Origin of the sequence: Cronobacter condimenti 1330 (genome assembly GCF_001277255.1) — a bacterium.
Lineage (GTDB): Bacteria > Pseudomonadota > Gammaproteobacteria > Enterobacterales > Enterobacteriaceae > Cronobacter > Cronobacter condimenti.
In genome coordinates this window covers 447732-462591 of record NZ_CP012264.1, presented here as the reverse complement: position 1 = coordinate 462591, position 14860 = coordinate 447732, and the positions used below count along the sequence as shown (strand labels likewise).

Genomic DNA, 14860 nt, shown 5'->3' with positions numbered 1-14860 from the left:
CGTTAGTTCCCAAACATCAATGCGGTAAGCACAAAATCAAGGCCAAGCACGGCCAGCGAAGCGTGCACAACGGTACGTGTAGTTGCCCGGCTAATTCCCGCCGATGTCGGGATCGCGTCGTAACCGTTGAACAACGCAATCCAGGTCACCGTAATGGCAAATACCACACTTTTAATCAAACAGTTAATCAGGTCCATACGCCAGTCGACGGCGTCCTGCATCGCGGACCAAAAGAAGCCAGCGTCAATGCCCTTCCAGTTAACGCCGACCAGCGAGCCACCCCAGACGCCCACCGCGACGAAAATCACGGTCAGCAGCGGCAGCGAGATGACCCCCGCCCAGAAGCGCGGCGAAATCACACGGCGCAGCGGATCGACCGCCATCATCTCCATGCTGGAGAGCTGTTCGGTCGCTTTCATCAGGCCGATTTCTGCCGTCAGTGCCGAGCCAGCGCGACCTGCGAACAGCAACGCCGCCACCACAGGCCCAAGCTCGCGCAGCAGCGACAGCGCCACCAGCATGCCGAGGCTGGTTTCTGCACTGTACGTCGTCAGCACCAGATACCCCTGCAGGCCGAGCACCATCCCGATAAACAGCCCCGAGACGATGATAATGATCATCGACAGAACGCCTACGTTATAGAGCTGGCGCACCAGCAGCGGGCCGTGTTTGCGAAACTCCGGCTTACCGATGATGGCGTTAAATAACATCAGTCCGGCGCGGCCGAAAGAGGCGCTGAATTTCAGTCCGCGTTGCCCCATCGACGCCAGTAAATTTAACAGCATGAGCAGACTAACTCCCTGTTGGCGAAATCAGATCGTGGTGATAATCCCCGGCGGGATAGCGGAAAGGCACCGGTCCATCGGCGATGCCGTCAAGGAACTGGCGCACACGTGGATCGGTATTCTCTTGCAGCGCCTGCGCGCTACCGTGCGCGACAATCCGTTTGTCTGCGACGATGTAAGCATAATCCGCGATGCTTAACACCTCCGGCACGTCATGTGACACCACCACGCAGGTGACGCCAAGCGCGCTGTTCAGCTCAGAAATCAGCTTCACCAGTACGCCCATCGTGATAGGGTCCTGCCCAACAAAGGGCTCATCGAACATGATGAGATCTGGCTCCAGCGCAATCGAACGGGCCAGCGCAGCGCGGCGCGCCATACCGCCCGAGAGTTCGGAGGGCATCAGTTTTGCGGCCCCGCGCAACCCGACAGCTTCGAGTTTCATCATCACGGTGCTGCGCAGCAGCGGCTCCGGCAGGCGGGTATGTTCGCGCAGTGGATACGCGACATTCTCAAACACATTGAGGTCGGTAAACAGCGCCCCGGACTGGAACAGCATGCTCATGCGCTTACGCACTTCATAAAGCCGTGAGCGGGACATTGCAGGAATATTTTCGCCATCAAAGAGGATTTCGCCACAGTCCGGCGCAATCTGACCGCCGATGAGGCGCAGCAGCGTGGTCTTGCCAATGCCGGACGGCCCCATAATGGCGGTCACTTTACCGCGCGGAACGGTAAGCGAAATATTATCAAAAATAGATCGGTTGCCGCGCGTAAAGCTTACGCCGCGCACGTCAATCAATGTCTCACCGATCTGGCTCATCAACGCATCCCTTATCGTTCAGATAGTTGTTCATAATGGCGCCAGTCGACACCGCAAAGGGGTTATTTTTACAGAATATCCCCAGATGAGGTTAGCGAAAGCTGGCATTTGTTTTACTTTTGGCGCGCATCTGGTCAAAATTAAGAGTTTACTTCGTTCCTTGACGATCTGTATGCGCGGCCAGCAATTCAGGCACAGTGGACCGGCGATTATACCTGAAGAAAGGACTTTGCATGCTCTTAGCTACGGCGCTGTTGATAATTGGTTTGCTTTTGGTGGTGTACAGCGCCGACCGCCTGGTTTTTGCCGCCTCGTTACTGTGTCGCAATCTCGGCGTGCCACCACTGCTGATTGGCATCACCGTGGTCGGTATCGGCACCTCCCTGCCTGAAATTATCGTCTCTGTCGCCGCCGCGCTGCATGGCGAAACCAGCCTCGCCGTCGGGACGGCGATAGGCTCAAATATTACTAATATCCTGCTGATTGCAGGGTTAACGGCCCTTTTACGTCCACTGGCGGCGCATTCCTCTATGCTGCGCCGCGAGCTTTCCGCCATGCTACTGGTGAGCGCCCTGGCAGGGCTGGTGCTGTGGGACGGCATGCTTACACGCGCTGAAGGCATTTTGCTGCTACTCATCGCTTACGCATATTTATGGTTTATCATCCGCATGGCACGCCAGGCGGAACGTCAGGGCAACGATAGTCTGACGCGCGAGCAACTCGCAGAACTACCGCGTGAAGGCGGGCGTTCGGTGGCTTTTCTCTGGCTGGCTGTGGCTCTCATTATTATGCCCATGGCGACACGCATGGTGGTCGATAACGCCACTGTACTGGCCCACGGTTTCGCGATTAGCGAACTGACCGTCGGCCTTACCGCTATCGCTATCGGCACCAGCCTGCCGGAACTGGCGACGGCGATTGCTGGCGCGCGCAAAGGCGAAGACGATATCGCCATCGGCAATATTATCGGCTCGAATGTTTACAATCTGGCGATCGTGCCCGGTCTGCCTGCATTGTTGGCCCCCGGTCGTTTTGATTCGCTGGCCTTCACGCGCGATTATGGCGTGATGCTGCTGGTAAGCGTGGTTTTTGTGGTGTTGTGCTGGCGTCCTGAGCGGTATCTCGGTAAAAAAACCGGCGCCGGATTATTATGTGGGTTTATCGTTTGGATGGTGATGCTGTTCTGGGCATCGCCGCGTCTCGTTGGATGAATCGGAATCGCATTATGTCACAGCTAGATTTACCGCCAGGTTTTGACTTTGAACAAGCAGGGAAGGATGTCCTGACCACTGAACGCGAAGGTCTGGCGCAGCTTGACCAGTACATTAACGCTGATTTTACCCGCGCCTGCGAAAGCATGTTCTATTGTCGCGGCAAAGTGGTTGTGATGGGCATGGGCAAATCAGGGCATATCGGTAAAAAGATGGCCGCAACGTTCGCCAGCACCGGTACGCCATCATTTTTTGTGCATCCTGCGGAGGCGAGCCACGGCGACTTAGGCATGGTCAGCGAGCAGGATATCGTTATTGCGATTTCTAACTCCGGCGAATCCAACGAAATTTTGGCGCTGATTCCGGTGCTCAAGCGCCTTCAGGTGCAGCTTATCTGCATCACAGGCCGCCCGGAGAGCGCCATGGCGAAGGCTGCGGATATTCATCTGTGCGTGAAAGTCCCTCAAGAAGCGTGCCCGCTCGGCCTCGCACCGACGACCAGCACCACCGCGACGCTGGTGATGGGCGATGCCCTTGCCGTCGCGTTGCTAAGAGCCAGAGGCTTTACCGCCGAAGATTTCGCGCTCTCGCACCCAGGCGGGGCGCTCGGGCGTAAGCTGCTGCTGCGGGTTAACGACATTATGCATACCGGGGATGAAATCCCACACGTCAGCCGGGAGGCCTCTCTGCGCGACGCCCTTCTTGAGATCACCCGTAAAAATCTCGGCATGACGGTAATTTGCGACGATCTGCTGAAAATCGAAGGCGTCTTTACCGATGGTGACCTGCGCCGCGTTTTCGATATGGGAGGTGACCTGAGCCAGATGAAGATTATTGATGTCATGACGCCAGGCGGTATTCGTGTACGGCCAGGTACGCTTGCCGTCGATGCGCTTAACCTGATGCAGTCGCGCCACATTACTTCCGTCATGGTGGCTGATGGCGACCAGTTGCGCGGTGTGATACATATGCATGATTTGCTGCGCGCAGGCGTGGTGTAACAAAGGAAAGGTTTAATGAGTAACCCTGATGGCGCCATCTCTACCTGTTACGGGCCGGTGAGCGCGCAGATCATTGAGCATGCGGCGCAAATCCGCCTGCTGATTCTTGATGTCGACGGCGTGATGTCCGACGGCCTGATTTATATGGGCAACAGCGGCGAAGAGCTAAAAGCCTTTAACGTGCGCGACGGCTACGGCATTCGCTGCGCGCTGACTTCCGGTATTGAGGTCGCCATCATTACCGGACGCAAAGCGAAACTGCTTGAAGACCGCTGCGAGACGCTCGGCATTACGCATCTCTACCAGGGGCAATCTGATAAGCTCATCGCCTACCGGCAGCTGCTAGAAAAACTGGCGCTTTCTCCAGAAAATGTTGCGTATGTCGGCGATGATTTAATTGACTGGCCTGTCATGGCGCAGGTCGGCCTTAGCGTCGCGGTGGCAGATGCGCATCCGCTTCTGACGCCGAAGGCCGATTACGTCACCCAAATTCCTGGCGGGCGCGGCGCAGTGCGCGAAGTCTGCGATCTCCTGCTGTTGGCGCAGGGAAAATTAGATGAGGCCATAGGGCAATCCATATGAGTAAGACCAGACGCTGGATAATCATCCTGCTGGCGTTAGCCGCGCTGGTGCTGATTGGCATTAACCTTGCCGATCAGGATGAAGGCGGCCCGCTGACAGTAAACAGCAACGAGCCGACTTACCAGAGCGAGCAGTCAAACACGGTGGTCTATAGCCCGGAAGGCGCGCTGAATTATCGCCTGGTAGCGCAGCACGTTGAATATTTTTCTGATGAGGGCGTCTCCTGGTTTACACAGCCGGTGATGACAACCTTCGATACCAATAAAGTGCCGACCTGGTCGGTGAAAGCGGATCGTGCCAAACTGACCAATGACAGGATGCTCTACCTCACCGGTCATGTGGAAGTAAACGCGCTAACACCAGATTCACAGTTGCGCAAAATTACGACCGACAAGGCGGAGATAAACCTGGTCACCCAGGATGTTACCTCTGATACGCTTGTTACTCTTTACGGCACCAGCTTTAATTCCAGCGGCCTGAAAATGCGCGGGAACCTTCGCAGCAAAAATGCCGAGCTGATTGAAAAGGTTAGAACCTCCTATGAAATCCAGAATAAACAAACTCAGCCTTAATCTCGTACTGGCCAGTACGCTGCTGGCAGCAGGCTTCCCGGCACTCGCGCTGACGGGCGATACCGAACAGCCTATCCATATCGAATCTGACCAGCAGTCTCTGGACATGCAGGGTAACGTGGTAACCTTCACGGGTAACGTCGTGGTGACTCAGGGCACGATTAAAATCAATGCCGATAAAGTTGTCGTGACGCGCCCCGCTGGCGAAAAAGGCAAAGAAGTCATTGACGGTTATGGCAAACCGGCCACGTTTTATCAGATGCAGGATAACGGCAAACCGGTGAAAGGCCATGCCTCTACGATGCACTATGAACTGCAAAATGATTTTGTGGTGCTGACCGGTGATGCCTACCTTGAGCAGCTCGACAGCAATATCAAGGGCGACAAAATCACCTATCTCGTCAAAGAGCAGAAGATGCAGGCATTCAGCGAGAAAGGTAAACGTGTGACCACCGTACTGGTGCCGTCGCAGCTGCAAAATAAAGACGGCGCCGCTCAGGCACCGAACCAGAACAAGAGCAACTAACCCCTTATGGCAACACTCATTGCGAAAAACCTGGCGAAAGCCTACAAAGGCCGCCGCGTAGTGGAAGATGTCAGCCTGACGGTAAATTCGGGCGAGATAGTCGGCCTGCTTGGCCCGAACGGCGCGGGCAAAACCACCACCTTTTACATGGTGGTAGGCATCGTGCAGCGTGACGCTGGTAACATCATCATTGATGAAGACGATATCAGCCTGCTGCCGTTACACGCGCGTGCGCGCCGTGGTATCGGCTACCTGCCGCAGGAAGCGTCGATTTTCCGCCGCCTGAGCGTTTACGACAACCTGATGGCCGTGCTGCAAATCCGGGACGATCTCAGCACTGAACAGCGTGAAGACCGCGCCAAAGAGCTGATGGAAGAGTTTCATATCGACCACCTGCGCGACAGCCTTGGCCAATCGCTCTCCGGCGGTGAACGTCGTCGTGTGGAAATCGCCCGCGCGCTGGCGGCTAACCCGAAATTTATTCTGCTTGATGAACCGTTCGCGGGTGTCGACCCGATTTCGGTTATCGACATCAAACGCATCATTGAACATCTGCGTGACAGCGGCCTCGGCGTGCTGATCACCGACCATAACGTGCGTGAAACGCTCGCCGTGTGCGAACGCGCTTATATCGTCAGTCAGGGCCATCTGATCGCCCACGGCACGCCTGACGACATCCTTCAGGATGAACAGGTTAAGCGCGTATATCTTGGGGAAGAGTTCAGACTCTGATAGGGTAGAGCAACAGGCGGAAACGGCGCGCCACCTTGCGCGCCGCGCCGCAACAGGTCTTATTTGACGTTTACACCTGAGGATTTTTGCTCTGAATATGAAGCAAGGTTTGCAACTAAGGCTTAGCCAACAGCTCGCCATGACGCCGCAGTTGCAGCAGGCCATCCGCTTGTTGCAATTGTCTACGCTGGAGCTCCAGCAGGAGCTGCAACAGGCGCTGGAAAGTAATCCCCTGCTTGAGCAAACCGACATTCACGACGAAATTGCCACTCAGGAAACACGCGACAGCGAAGGGCTGGATACCGCCGAAGCGCTGGAGCAAAAAGAGATGCCGGACGAGCTGCCGCTTGATGCGAGCTGGGACGAGATCTATACCGCGGGAACGCCGTCAGGCACCGGCGCCGACTACATCGACGACGAGCTTCCCGTCTATCAGGGCGAAACCACGCAAAGTCTTCAGGATTACCTGATGTGGCAGGTGCAGCTGACCCCTTTTACGGACACCGATCGCGCAATCGCTACGGCGATTGTCGACGCGGTAGATGATACGGGTTACCTCACCGTCTCAGTGCAGGATATTCTCGACGGCATGGGCGACAGCGATGGCGACATCGGCCCAGAAGAAATAGAAGCCGTCCTCAAGCGCGTACAGCGTTTCGACCCTGTTGGCGTCGCGGCTCGCGATCTGCGCGACTGCCTGTTAATCCAGCTGTCACAATTCAGCGCCGAAACACCCTTCCTTGCGCAGGCGCGCCAGATTGTCAGCGATCATCTCGATCTGTTAGCTAATCACGATTTCCGCAGTCTGATGCGTGTTACGCGGCTGAAAGAAGAGGTGCTGAAAGAGGCGGTGAATCTGATCCAGTCGCTCGATCCGCGCCCCGGGCAGTCGATCCAGACTGGCGAGCCGGAATACGTCATTCCCGACGTGCTGGTGCGCAAGCATAACGAACGCTGGAGCGTCGAGCTTAATTCCGACAGCATTCCGCGCCTCAAAATCAATCAGCAGTACGCCGCGATGTCTAACAGCACGCGCAATGAATCAGATAACCAGTTCATCCGCAGCAACCTGCAAGAAGCAAAATGGCTTATCAAAAGCCTGGAGAGCCGTAACGACACGCTGCTGCGCGTCAGCCGTTGTATCGTCGAACAGCAACAGGCGTTCTTCGAGCAGGGCGAAGAGTATATGAAGCCGATGGTGCTCGCCGATATCGCCCAGGCGGTAGAAATGCACGAATCCACCATCTCCCGCGTCACCACGCAAAAATATCTGCACAGCCCGCGCGGCATTTTCGAATTAAAGTATTTCTTCTCAAGCCACGTAAACACCGAGGGCGGCGGCGAAGCCTCGTCTACGGCTATTCGCGCGCTGGTGAAGAAGTTGATTGCAGCGGAAAACCCCGCGAAACCCCTAAGCGACAGCAAGCTGACGTCTATGCTGTCAGAACAAGGGATCATGGTGGCCCGCCGTACCGTTGCGAAGTATCGAGAGTCTTTATCCATACCGCCGTCAAATCAGCGCAAACAGCTGGTCTGACCCAACCGATAAGGAAGACACTATGCAGCTCAACATCACAGGACATAACGTCGAAATCACTGAATCGCTGCGCGAGTTCGTCACGACCAAGTTCGCCAAGCTGGAACAGTATTTCGAAAGGATTAATCAGGTCTATATTGTGCTGAAGGTGGAAAAGGTGACGCAAGTCGCCGACGCCACCCTGCATGTGAACGGCGGGGAGCTGCATGCCAGTTCGGAAGGCCAGGATATGTACGCCGCCATCGACGGTTTGATTGATAAACTGACGCGGCAGCTCACTAAACACAAAGATAAACTGAAACAACATTAATTGTCCGGGCGTTTCGCTGGGACACCGACGGCTCGCGGCCCGTACGACGAGCCGTCGCACCAGAAAACGCTTAGGTGAAATTATGATGAATAATGATTCCGCTCTGCCATTGAGCAATGTTTTAAACCAGGAATGCACCCGCAGCGGCGTACACTGCCAGAGCAAAAAGCGCGCCCTGGAAATTATCAGCGAGCTGGCGGCAAAACAGCTCAGCCTGTCGCCGCAGGTCGTATTTGAAGCGATCCTTACCCGTGAGCGGATGGGGAGTACCGGGATTGGTAACGGCATCGCCATTCCGCACGGCAAACTGGAAGAGGACACGCTGCGCGCCGTAGGTGTTTTCGTACAGCTCGAAACGCCGATTCCTTTTGACGCTATTGATAACCAGCCCGTAGATTTACTCTTCGCGCTGCTGGTGCCGGCAGATCAAACTAAAACGCATCTGCATACGCTGTCGCTGGTGGCGAAAAGGCTGGCGGACAAAACGATTTGCCGTCGTCTGCGCGCCGCGCAAACCGATGAAGAGCTCTATCAGATAATCACTGAAACCAGTGAAGAGAGTGAATGACCGTGCTGAAAGGCACAATCCAGGAAGCACCGGTTAGCCGGTCTGAAGTGTGGAGAAACAGCAGATGGTTCTGATGATCGTCAGTGGGCGTTCAGGGTCAGGGAAATCAGTCGCCCTGCGCGCGCTGGAAGATATGGGGTTCTACTGCGTCGATAACCTGCCCGTTGTGTTGCTGCCTGACCTGGCGCGCACGCTGTCAGACCGGCAGATATCCGCGGCAGTCAGTATTGATGTGCGCAATATGCCAGAATCCCCGGAGGTATTTGAACAGGCGATGAATAGCCTGCCTGATGCGTTTTCTCCGCAACTGTTGTTCCTCGACGCCGATCGCAATACGCTGATTCGCCGCTACAGCGACACGCGTCGTCTGCATCCGCTCTCCAGTAAAAACCTGTCGCTGGAAAGCGCCATCGATGAAGAAAACGATCTCCTGGAGCCGCTGCGATCGCGCGCGGATCTCATCGTCGACACCTCGGAAATGTCAGTGCATGAACTGGCGGAAATGCTGCGCACGCGGCTGCTCGGCAAACGAGAGCGTGAACTGACGATGGTGTTTGAATCCTTCGGCTTTAAACACGGCATCCCTATCGATGCTGATTATGTTTTTGATGTGCGCTTTCTGCCAAACCCGCACTGGGACCCGAAACTGCGTCCAATGACGGGTCTTGATAGGCCCGTAGCCGCATTCCTCGACCGTCACACCGAAGTACACAACTTCATTTACCAGACGCGCAGCTACCTGGAACTGTGGCTGCCGATGCTCGAAACCAACAACCGTAGTTATCTGACCGTCGCTATCGGTTGCACCGGCGGTAAACACCGTTCTGTCTATATTGCCGAACAGCTGGCGGATTATTTCCGCTCGCGCGGCAAGAACGTTCAGTCCCGCCACCGCACGCTGGAAAAACGCAAATCATGACCGTAAAGCAGACCGTTGAAATCACCAATAAGCTCGGGATGCATGCCCGTCCGGCCATGAAACTGTTCGAACTCGTACAGAGCTTTGATGCCGAAGTGCTGTTGCGTAATGAGGCAGGCACCGAAGCGGAAGCCAGCAGCGTTATCGCCCTACTGATGCTGGATTCCGCACAGGGCGGTCATATTGAAATAGAAGCCAACGGACCGCAGGAAAAAGAAGCGCTGGCGGCTGTCATTGCGCTCTTTAACGCAGGCTTTGACGAAGAATAACGCCCTTCTCTCCTTCAGCGCAGCGCATGCTGCGCCATAAAGGACTCCCCGCCAAGCTGGCGCATCTGGCGCAAAATCCACTGCTGACGCGTACGCACGTAGCCTGACGGCGCGCTCACTTTAAAACGTATCGGGTTAGGCAAAACGGCCGCGAGCAATGCTGCTTCCGATGCGCTAAGGCGGCGGGCAGGCTTGTTGAAATACCGCTGCGAGGCCTCTTCCACGCCAAACACGCCCTCGCCGAATTCCGCGATATTCAGATAGACCGTCAGGATGCGGCGCTTGCTCCAGACGGTTTCGATGCCGAGCGTTAAACCGGCCTCCAGCCCTTTGCGCAGCCAGCTGCGACCATCCCACAGAAACAGGTTTTTGGCCGTTTGCTGAGACAGCGTGGACGCCCCGCGAATGCGGCTGCTGCGCTCATTATGGGAGACAGCTTTCTGTATAGCGGCCATATCAAAACCCCAGTGCTCCGGGAATTTCTGATCTTCAGCAGCGATAACCGCAAGCCCCATCCACGGCGAGATCTCATCCATGCTCACCCAGTCGGAATGTGCCACATAGCTGAAGTCACCGCTAAACCAGGCGGAAAACTGGCGCTCAACCATCACCGCTGAAAACGGCACCGGCATAAAACTGAACAGCAAAATGCCGGCAAGCCAGACGCCCGCCACGATAAGAAACGTCCGCAGCAGCAGACGCCGCAGGCGAGCAAACAGCGAACCACGCGCTTTACTCATGCGCACATCGCCACCAGCCGCGCTACCAGCTTTTCAATACCGGCCGCGGCTTCGTCGATGCTTTCTGCCAGCATATAAGCGGGGGTCGTCAGCACCTTGTTATCTTCATCCACCACAATATCGTCCACCGGACACGGCACATGTTCGCCACCCATCTCTTCCAGCAGTTCAGCAGTATCCACATCGGTGCCGATGGTCAGGCGCAAAGGCGCCGCGATAATTTTTGGCAGCATCGCTGGCGCAATGCAGATAAACCCGAGCGGTTTACCGGCCTCGTGCATCGCGGTTGCAAGGGAATGAAGCGCAGGATCGACCGTACATTCGCTGCCGCGCGTGGCGAAATCGCAGAGGTTTTTCGCCGCGCCAAATCCGCCCGGCACAATCAGGGCATCAAGCGCTTCAGCCTGCGCCTCATGCAGCGGGGTAATCTGACCGCGTGCGATGCGCGCCGCCTCGGCCAGAACGTTCCGTGTCTCGCCTGTCGGTTCGCCCGTTAAGTGATTAATCACGTCTGCTTGTGGTTTATCGGGGGCAAAGCAGACCGCCTGGGCGCCATTACGGGCCAGCGCCAGCAGGGTAATAACCGCCTCATGAATCTCCGAGCCGTCATAAACGCCGCACCCACTTAAAACCACGCCGATTTTTTTCATGATTTATCCTTAAGTTAAACCGTTGAAACCTTAAGTAAAACGTGATTTAAACGCTATGCTTCACACATTTCACTGATTCACATAACAAATCATTTAAGATTTGCTATCTTATGTACGAGCGCATTGACCACTCAGGCCGCGCCACGCAGTTAAAAAGATCAACATCATTAATCAATGGCGAGGCCTCGATTTCCCTGGTGTTGGCGCAGTATTCGCGCACCCCGGTTTAGCCGGGGTCATTTTTTTCCGGCCCCGGCAACCCACGATTTGAGCGCCTCGACGTCGTGTTGCCACTCCTGTTTTAGCTCTTCGATCCATTCACCAACGTTATCCCACCACGCCGGAAGATCGGGCGACTGGATTTTCTGCGCCAGCTGCTGCAAATGACGCAATCCGACCGCCCCCGCCGCACCTTTAATTTTGTGTCCTTCTTCCACAATCCCCTTTTGATCGCGCGCGGTGAGGTTTGATTCCAGCACGCTCAGATAGCCAGGCATCATTTTTTCAAACATCGCCAGGCCGTCCGTGATGAGTTTCGGGCCAACGAGCTGCAAATATTGCTCCAGCATCGGGAGGTCAAGCAGCGCCTGCTGCTTGTCGTCGTCGTGTGTCGTCACGTCATGTTCCTCATCTTCAGGTGGTGTATCCCAGAACTTTTTAATGGTCGCCGTCAGGGCCGGGACCGCCAGCGGCTTGCTCAGCACGTCGTCCATGCCCGCTTCCAGATACTCTTTTTTGTCTTTCAATACGTTGGCGGTCAGCGCCACCAGCGGCGGTAGCGCATCGCGGGAATAGCGGCGGTTAAGCTCACGTGAAATATCAAGGCCGGTCATGTCCGGCAACTGGATATCCAGCAGCACCAGATCGAACTCACCGGGGCTGAACATCTCCAGCGCCGCTTTGCCGGTCATCGCCACCTCGACGCTGCACCCCAGTTTTTCCAGCACCGAACTCGCCACGATAACGTTCAGTTCGATATCTTCCACCAGCAGGACATGCAGCGCGGGCAGCGGCATCTCATCGTCGGTCAGCGTATCTTCCACTTCTTCGGCCACGCGCGGTGCCTGTACCGTCAGCACAAAGGTCGAGCCCTGGCCCGGCTTGCTGGAAACCGTAATATCGCCGCCCATGCTTTTCGCAAGACGACGTGACACCGCAAGCCCAATCCCGGTCCCCGTCGCCGGTTTACCGCCCTGGCTATCTTTCACCTGGTAATACATGGCGAAGATCTTATCCTGCTCTTCCTGCGGAATGCCGATGCCGGAATCTTCTACCTCAAAGCGTAGCTGTTCGTTTTCGTTATAGCTGACGCGCACCGTTACCTGGCCCTGCTGGGTAAATTTCACCGCGTTACTGATGAGGTTCCAGAGGATCTGGCGAAGACGCGTGCCGTCGGTCAGCACTTTATGCGGCACCGGACGCACCGGCTCCATCACGAAACGCAGCCCTTTCTGCTGCGCCTGAAGGCCAGAGAGGTTTTCCAGGTCGGCCAGGAAACTGGTGAAATCGACAGGCTGGTTATCAAGCTGCACTTTGCGCCGCTCGATTTTATCCATGTCGATAATATCGTTGAAGATATTGCCAAGCGTCACCGCAGAGACGTGGATAGTTTTCAGGTATTTCTCCTGCTCGGCACTGAGCTCGGTGTCCAGCAGAATGCGGCTTAAACCGACAATGCCATTAAGCGGCGTGCGCAGTTCATGGCTGATGGTGGAAATAAACGTGGTCTTATCGCGGCTGGCGCGCTCGAGCGCGTCCTGATAGCGCTTACGCTCGGTAATGTCGCGCCCGAAGCCCATTAGCCCGTGGCGTTTGCCCACGCGGTCGTAATAAGGCACTTTGCGGATCTCAAAGCAGGCTTTGCGCCCGTCCGGGTAGTCGAGCCACTGCTCATAAGTAAGCGACACATTATGGCGAAAGACTTTTTCATCCGTCTCCAGCACTTTTTCTGCCGCTTCGGGTGCATAAACTTCATGCGGTTTCAGGCCAATCAGCTGCTTTTCGCTTTTACCGGTGAGCAGCTCCATAGCCCGGTTACAGCCTGAAAATTCTTTGTCTTCGTTACGGTAGAACACCAGATCCGGCGAGGCGTCGAGAAACGAGCGCAGAAAAGAGGATTGCTGCTCCAGCTGAATTTGCGTCACTTCGCGCTCTTTCATCTCCACTTTCAGCTGCTCCAGCATATTCTGGCGCTCGGCTTCCGCTTTTTCGCGGTCAGCGATTTCCTGATTCAGCTGGGCGATATTGTCTTTAAGTTGCACATTGAGCTTCAGGTCGCGTTCGCGCATTTCTTCAAGTTTATCGACCAGTTTAGACAGGCGCTGGCGCGACTCCTCCAGTTGCTCTACCACCACTGACAGGAAATAGACCGCCCACGGTGTAATCAACAGACCAAAGAAAATCGAACGGATAACATCGATGCTCTCTACCTGGCCGTGCAGCACCATGGTAACGGCCATTTGCACCGCCATCGCCAGCACCACGAGCGCCAGGGCCAGCAGGAGCGAAAAGCGCACCAGGCCAAGCTTTACCAGTAAATCAACGTAATACTGCGCCAGCATGCGGATCTGTTTCATAAGGGATTCCTGTACTGATATTCCGTTCAATAATACCTAAAACCATCTCTCAGGCGGGAATTCAGGCAAAAAAGTGCGGGATGACATGGCGAGTGGTGTAAAAAGCAGCGTTCAGAGGGTGCCCGGCGCGGCGCGCCAGGGCCTTCCAAGGGCGGAACCCTGCACGCCGTGCTGATTAAGGTAACGATCGATTTCGACCATGCCGATCCAGCGGTTTTCGCACCACAGCGGCGCGAGCAGCGTGGGGCGGCGGGCACTTGCCGAGATACGATGGTAGATGATTTCCGGGGGCGTGTGGCGAATCATCTCGCCCGCGGTCATCGCATAATCATCAAGCGCAATGCCGGAAAGCCGCCCCGCCCGCCAGGCTTTCGCCATAATACTGCCTTCAACGATATGCAGCGGATGGAGCTTAATGCCATCAACGCCGGTCTCCACTACGCGTGCAAGCGACGTCAGCGCGTCGGTGCGGGTTTCGCCCGGCAGGCCCACAATCAGATGCGTGCACACCTTAAGTCCCCGGGCTCGTGCCCGGCGCGCCGTATCCTGATAACAGGCAAAATCGTGCCCACGGTTGATACGGTGTAGCGTTTTATCCCGTGCGCTTTGCAACCCTAACTCCAGCCAGACCTCATACCCTTGTTCATGGTACCCCGTGAGCAGATCCAGCACGCTTTCCGGTACGCAGTCCGGGCGAGTACCGACGCACAGGCCAACGATATCGGCCTGGCTTATCGCCTGCTGATACATCTCGCGTAATACGTTCACTTCAGCGAATGTACTGGTATAAGCCTGGAAGTAAGCAAGATAGCGGCGTGCGCGATCTACCCGCCCGGCCTGTTGCGCCAGTTGTTCGGCAATCGCGAGATGCTGTTGGTTTTCGTCAGCGAAAGACGCGACATTACAGAACGTGCAGCCGCCACGCCCCAGCGTACCGTCACGGTTTGGGCAGCTGAAACCGCCATGTAAGGAGAGTTTATGAACTTTTTGACCGTAGCGACGCGCCAGATCGCCGCCAAACATATTGACTAATTTTTGTAACTGCATAATCTGAAAAGC

Annotated in this window: 17 protein-coding genes; 11 read left to right on the top strand and 6 right to left on the bottom strand. The window is 55.8% G+C overall.

Annotated features, from left to right (window positions below):
• Positions 1-2: 2 nt before the first annotated feature.
• Together mlaE and mlaF are read right to left on the bottom strand one after the other, a co-directional pair.
• Complete coding sequence (mlaE, locus tag AFK62_RS02155; RefSeq protein WP_004385085.1) at positions 3-785, bottom strand: lipid asymmetry maintenance ABC transporter permease subunit MlaE; 783 nt, start codon at positions 783-785, stop codon at positions 3-5.
• Positions 786-792: 7 nt separating this feature from the next.
• Positions 793-1608: a phospholipid ABC transporter ATP-binding protein MlaF gene (gene mlaF / locus AFK62_RS02150; protein WP_007673213.1), complete on the bottom strand. Its 816-nt coding sequence runs from the start codon at positions 1606-1608 to the stop codon at positions 793-795.
• 233 nt (positions 1609-1841) lie between these two features.
• Here mlaF and AFK62_RS02145 point away from each other — a divergent pair, with 233 nt between their 5' ends.
• From AFK62_RS02145 to npr, 11 genes are all read left to right on the top strand, one after another.
• A complete protein-coding gene (locus AFK62_RS02145; protein ID WP_007673215.1) occupies positions 1842-2819 on the top strand; it encodes a calcium/sodium antiporter in 978 nt (325 codons plus the stop codon).
• 14 nt (positions 2820-2833) lie between these two features.
• On the top strand, positions 2834-3820 hold the full coding sequence (gene kdsD / locus AFK62_RS02140) for an arabinose-5-phosphate isomerase KdsD (protein ID WP_007673216.1): 987 nt from the start codon (positions 2834-2836) through the stop codon (positions 3818-3820).
• Positions 3821-3835: 15 nt separating this feature from the next.
• Positions 3836-4402, top strand: a complete 567-nt coding sequence (gene kdsC / locus AFK62_RS02135) for a 3-deoxy-manno-octulosonate-8-phosphatase KdsC (RefSeq protein WP_007673219.1) — start codon at positions 3836-3838, stop codon at positions 4400-4402.
• Positions 4399-4974, top strand: a complete 576-nt coding sequence (gene lptC, locus AFK62_RS02130) for an LPS export ABC transporter periplasmic protein LptC (protein WP_032984439.1) — start codon at positions 4399-4401, stop codon at positions 4972-4974. The genes kdsC and lptC overlap by 4 nt, the downstream gene beginning before the upstream one ends.
• Positions 4943-5500: a lipopolysaccharide ABC transporter substrate-binding protein LptA gene (gene lptA / locus AFK62_RS02125; RefSeq protein ID WP_053531687.1), complete on the top strand. Its 558-nt coding sequence runs from the start codon at positions 4943-4945 to the stop codon at positions 5498-5500. Before lptC ends, lptA begins: the two co-directional genes overlap by 32 nt.
• A 6-nt stretch (positions 5501-5506) precedes the next feature.
• Positions 5507-6232: an LPS export ABC transporter ATP-binding protein gene (gene lptB, locus AFK62_RS02120; protein ID WP_007673224.1), complete on the top strand. Its 726-nt coding sequence runs from the start codon at positions 5507-5509 to the stop codon at positions 6230-6232.
• A gap of 97 nt (positions 6233-6329) precedes the next feature.
• Positions 6330-7769, top strand: a complete 1440-nt coding sequence (rpoN, locus tag AFK62_RS02115; RefSeq protein ID WP_007673226.1) for an RNA polymerase factor sigma-54 — start codon at positions 6330-6332, stop codon at positions 7767-7769.
• A 22-nt stretch (positions 7770-7791) separates the two neighbouring features.
• Complete coding sequence (hpf, locus tag AFK62_RS02110) at positions 7792-8079, top strand: ribosome hibernation promoting factor (RefSeq protein WP_007673229.1); 288 nt, start codon at positions 7792-7794, stop codon at positions 8077-8079.
• A gap of 82 nt (positions 8080-8161) precedes the next feature.
• Positions 8162-8647, top strand: coding sequence for a PTS IIA-like nitrogen regulatory protein PtsN (gene ptsN, locus AFK62_RS02105; protein ID WP_007673246.1), 486 nt, complete (start codon positions 8162-8164; stop codon positions 8645-8647).
• Between the two features lie 64 nt (positions 8648-8711).
• Entirely contained in the window at positions 8712-9566 is an 855-nt protein-coding gene (rapZ, locus tag AFK62_RS02100; protein WP_007673248.1) for an RNase adapter RapZ, read from the top strand.
• Entirely contained in the window at positions 9563-9835 is a 273-nt protein-coding gene (npr, locus tag AFK62_RS02095; protein ID WP_007673249.1) for a PTS phosphocarrier protein NPr, read from the top strand. The genes rapZ and npr overlap by 4 nt, the downstream gene beginning before the upstream one ends.
• A 14-nt stretch (positions 9836-9849) precedes the next feature.
• On the opposite strand, the gene mtgA is transcribed toward npr, so the two are convergent.
• From mtgA to AFK62_RS02075, 4 genes are all read right to left on the bottom strand, one after another.
• Positions 9850-10575 (bottom strand): monofunctional biosynthetic peptidoglycan transglycosylase, encoded by a 726-nt coding sequence (gene mtgA, locus AFK62_RS02090; RefSeq protein ID WP_007673251.1) that lies wholly within the window; start codon positions 10573-10575, stop codon positions 9850-9852.
• On the bottom strand, positions 10572-11225 hold the full coding sequence (gene elbB / locus AFK62_RS02085; RefSeq protein ID WP_007673253.1) for an isoprenoid biosynthesis glyoxalase ElbB: 654 nt from the start codon (positions 11223-11225) through the stop codon (positions 10572-10574). Before elbB ends, mtgA begins: the two co-directional genes overlap by 4 nt.
• Before the next feature lie 236 nt (positions 11226-11461).
• Positions 11462-13801 carry an aerobic respiration two-component sensor histidine kinase ArcB gene (gene arcB, locus AFK62_RS02080; protein ID WP_007673257.1) on the bottom strand — a complete coding sequence of 780 codons (2340 nt, stop codon included), beginning with the start codon at positions 13799-13801 and terminating at the stop codon, positions 11462-11464.
• Positions 13802-13912: 111 nt separating this feature from the next.
• Positions 13913-14848: a TIGR01212 family radical SAM protein gene (locus AFK62_RS02075; protein ID WP_032984445.1), complete on the bottom strand. Its 936-nt coding sequence runs from the start codon at positions 14846-14848 to the stop codon at positions 13913-13915.
• Between the last annotated feature and the right edge of the window lie 12 nt (positions 14849-14860).

What these genes read in the sequence shown, in the direction of transcription:
- lptA (WP_053531687.1), top strand. Translation starts at nt 4,943, where the DNA reads ATGAAATCCAGAATAAACAAACTCAGCCTTAATCTCGTACTGGCCAGT.
- AFK62_RS02075 (WP_032984445.1), bottom strand. Translation starts at nt 14,848, where the DNA reads ATGCAGTTACAAAAATTAGTCAATATGTTTGGCGGCGATCTGGCGCGT.
- kdsD (WP_007673216.1), top strand. Translation starts at nt 2,834, where the DNA reads ATGTCACAGCTAGATTTACCGCCAGGTTTTGACTTTGAACAAGCAGGG.
- elbB (WP_007673253.1), bottom strand. Translation starts at nt 11,225, where the DNA reads ATGAAAAAAATCGGCGTGGTTTTAAGTGGGTGCGGCGTTTATGACGGC.
- mtgA (WP_007673251.1), bottom strand. Translation starts at nt 10,575, where the DNA reads ATGAGTAAAGCGCGTGGTTCGCTGTTTGCTCGCCTGCGGCGTCTGCTG.
- kdsC (WP_007673219.1), top strand. Translation starts at nt 3,836, where the DNA reads ATGAGTAACCCTGATGGCGCCATCTCTACCTGTTACGGGCCGGTGAGC.
- mlaE (WP_004385085.1), bottom strand. Translation starts at nt 785, where the DNA reads ATGCTGTTAAATTTACTGGCGTCGATGGGGCAACGCGGACTGAAATTC.
- npr (WP_007673249.1), top strand. Translation starts at nt 9,563, where the DNA reads ATGACCGTAAAGCAGACCGTTGAAATCACCAATAAGCTCGGGATGCAT.
- ptsN (WP_007673246.1), top strand. Translation starts at nt 8,162, where the DNA reads ATGATGAATAATGATTCCGCTCTGCCATTGAGCAATGTTTTAAACCAG.
- arcB (WP_007673257.1), bottom strand. Translation starts at nt 13,801, where the DNA reads ATGAAACAGATCCGCATGCTGGCGCAGTATTACGTTGATTTACTGGTA.
- lptB (WP_007673224.1), top strand. Translation starts at nt 5,507, where the DNA reads ATGGCAACACTCATTGCGAAAAACCTGGCGAAAGCCTACAAAGGCCGC.
- mlaF (WP_007673213.1), bottom strand. Translation starts at nt 1,608, where the DNA reads ATGAGCCAGATCGGTGAGACATTGATTGACGTGCGCGGCGTAAGCTTT.
- lptC (WP_032984439.1), top strand. Translation starts at nt 4,399, where the DNA reads ATGAGTAAGACCAGACGCTGGATAATCATCCTGCTGGCGTTAGCCGCG.
- AFK62_RS02145 (WP_007673215.1), top strand. Translation starts at nt 1,842, where the DNA reads ATGCTCTTAGCTACGGCGCTGTTGATAATTGGTTTGCTTTTGGTGGTG.
- rpoN (WP_007673226.1), top strand. Translation starts at nt 6,330, where the DNA reads ATGAAGCAAGGTTTGCAACTAAGGCTTAGCCAACAGCTCGCCATGACG.
- rapZ (WP_007673248.1), top strand. Translation starts at nt 8,712, where the DNA reads ATGGTTCTGATGATCGTCAGTGGGCGTTCAGGGTCAGGGAAATCAGTC.
- hpf (WP_007673229.1), top strand. Translation starts at nt 7,792, where the DNA reads ATGCAGCTCAACATCACAGGACATAACGTCGAAATCACTGAATCGCTG.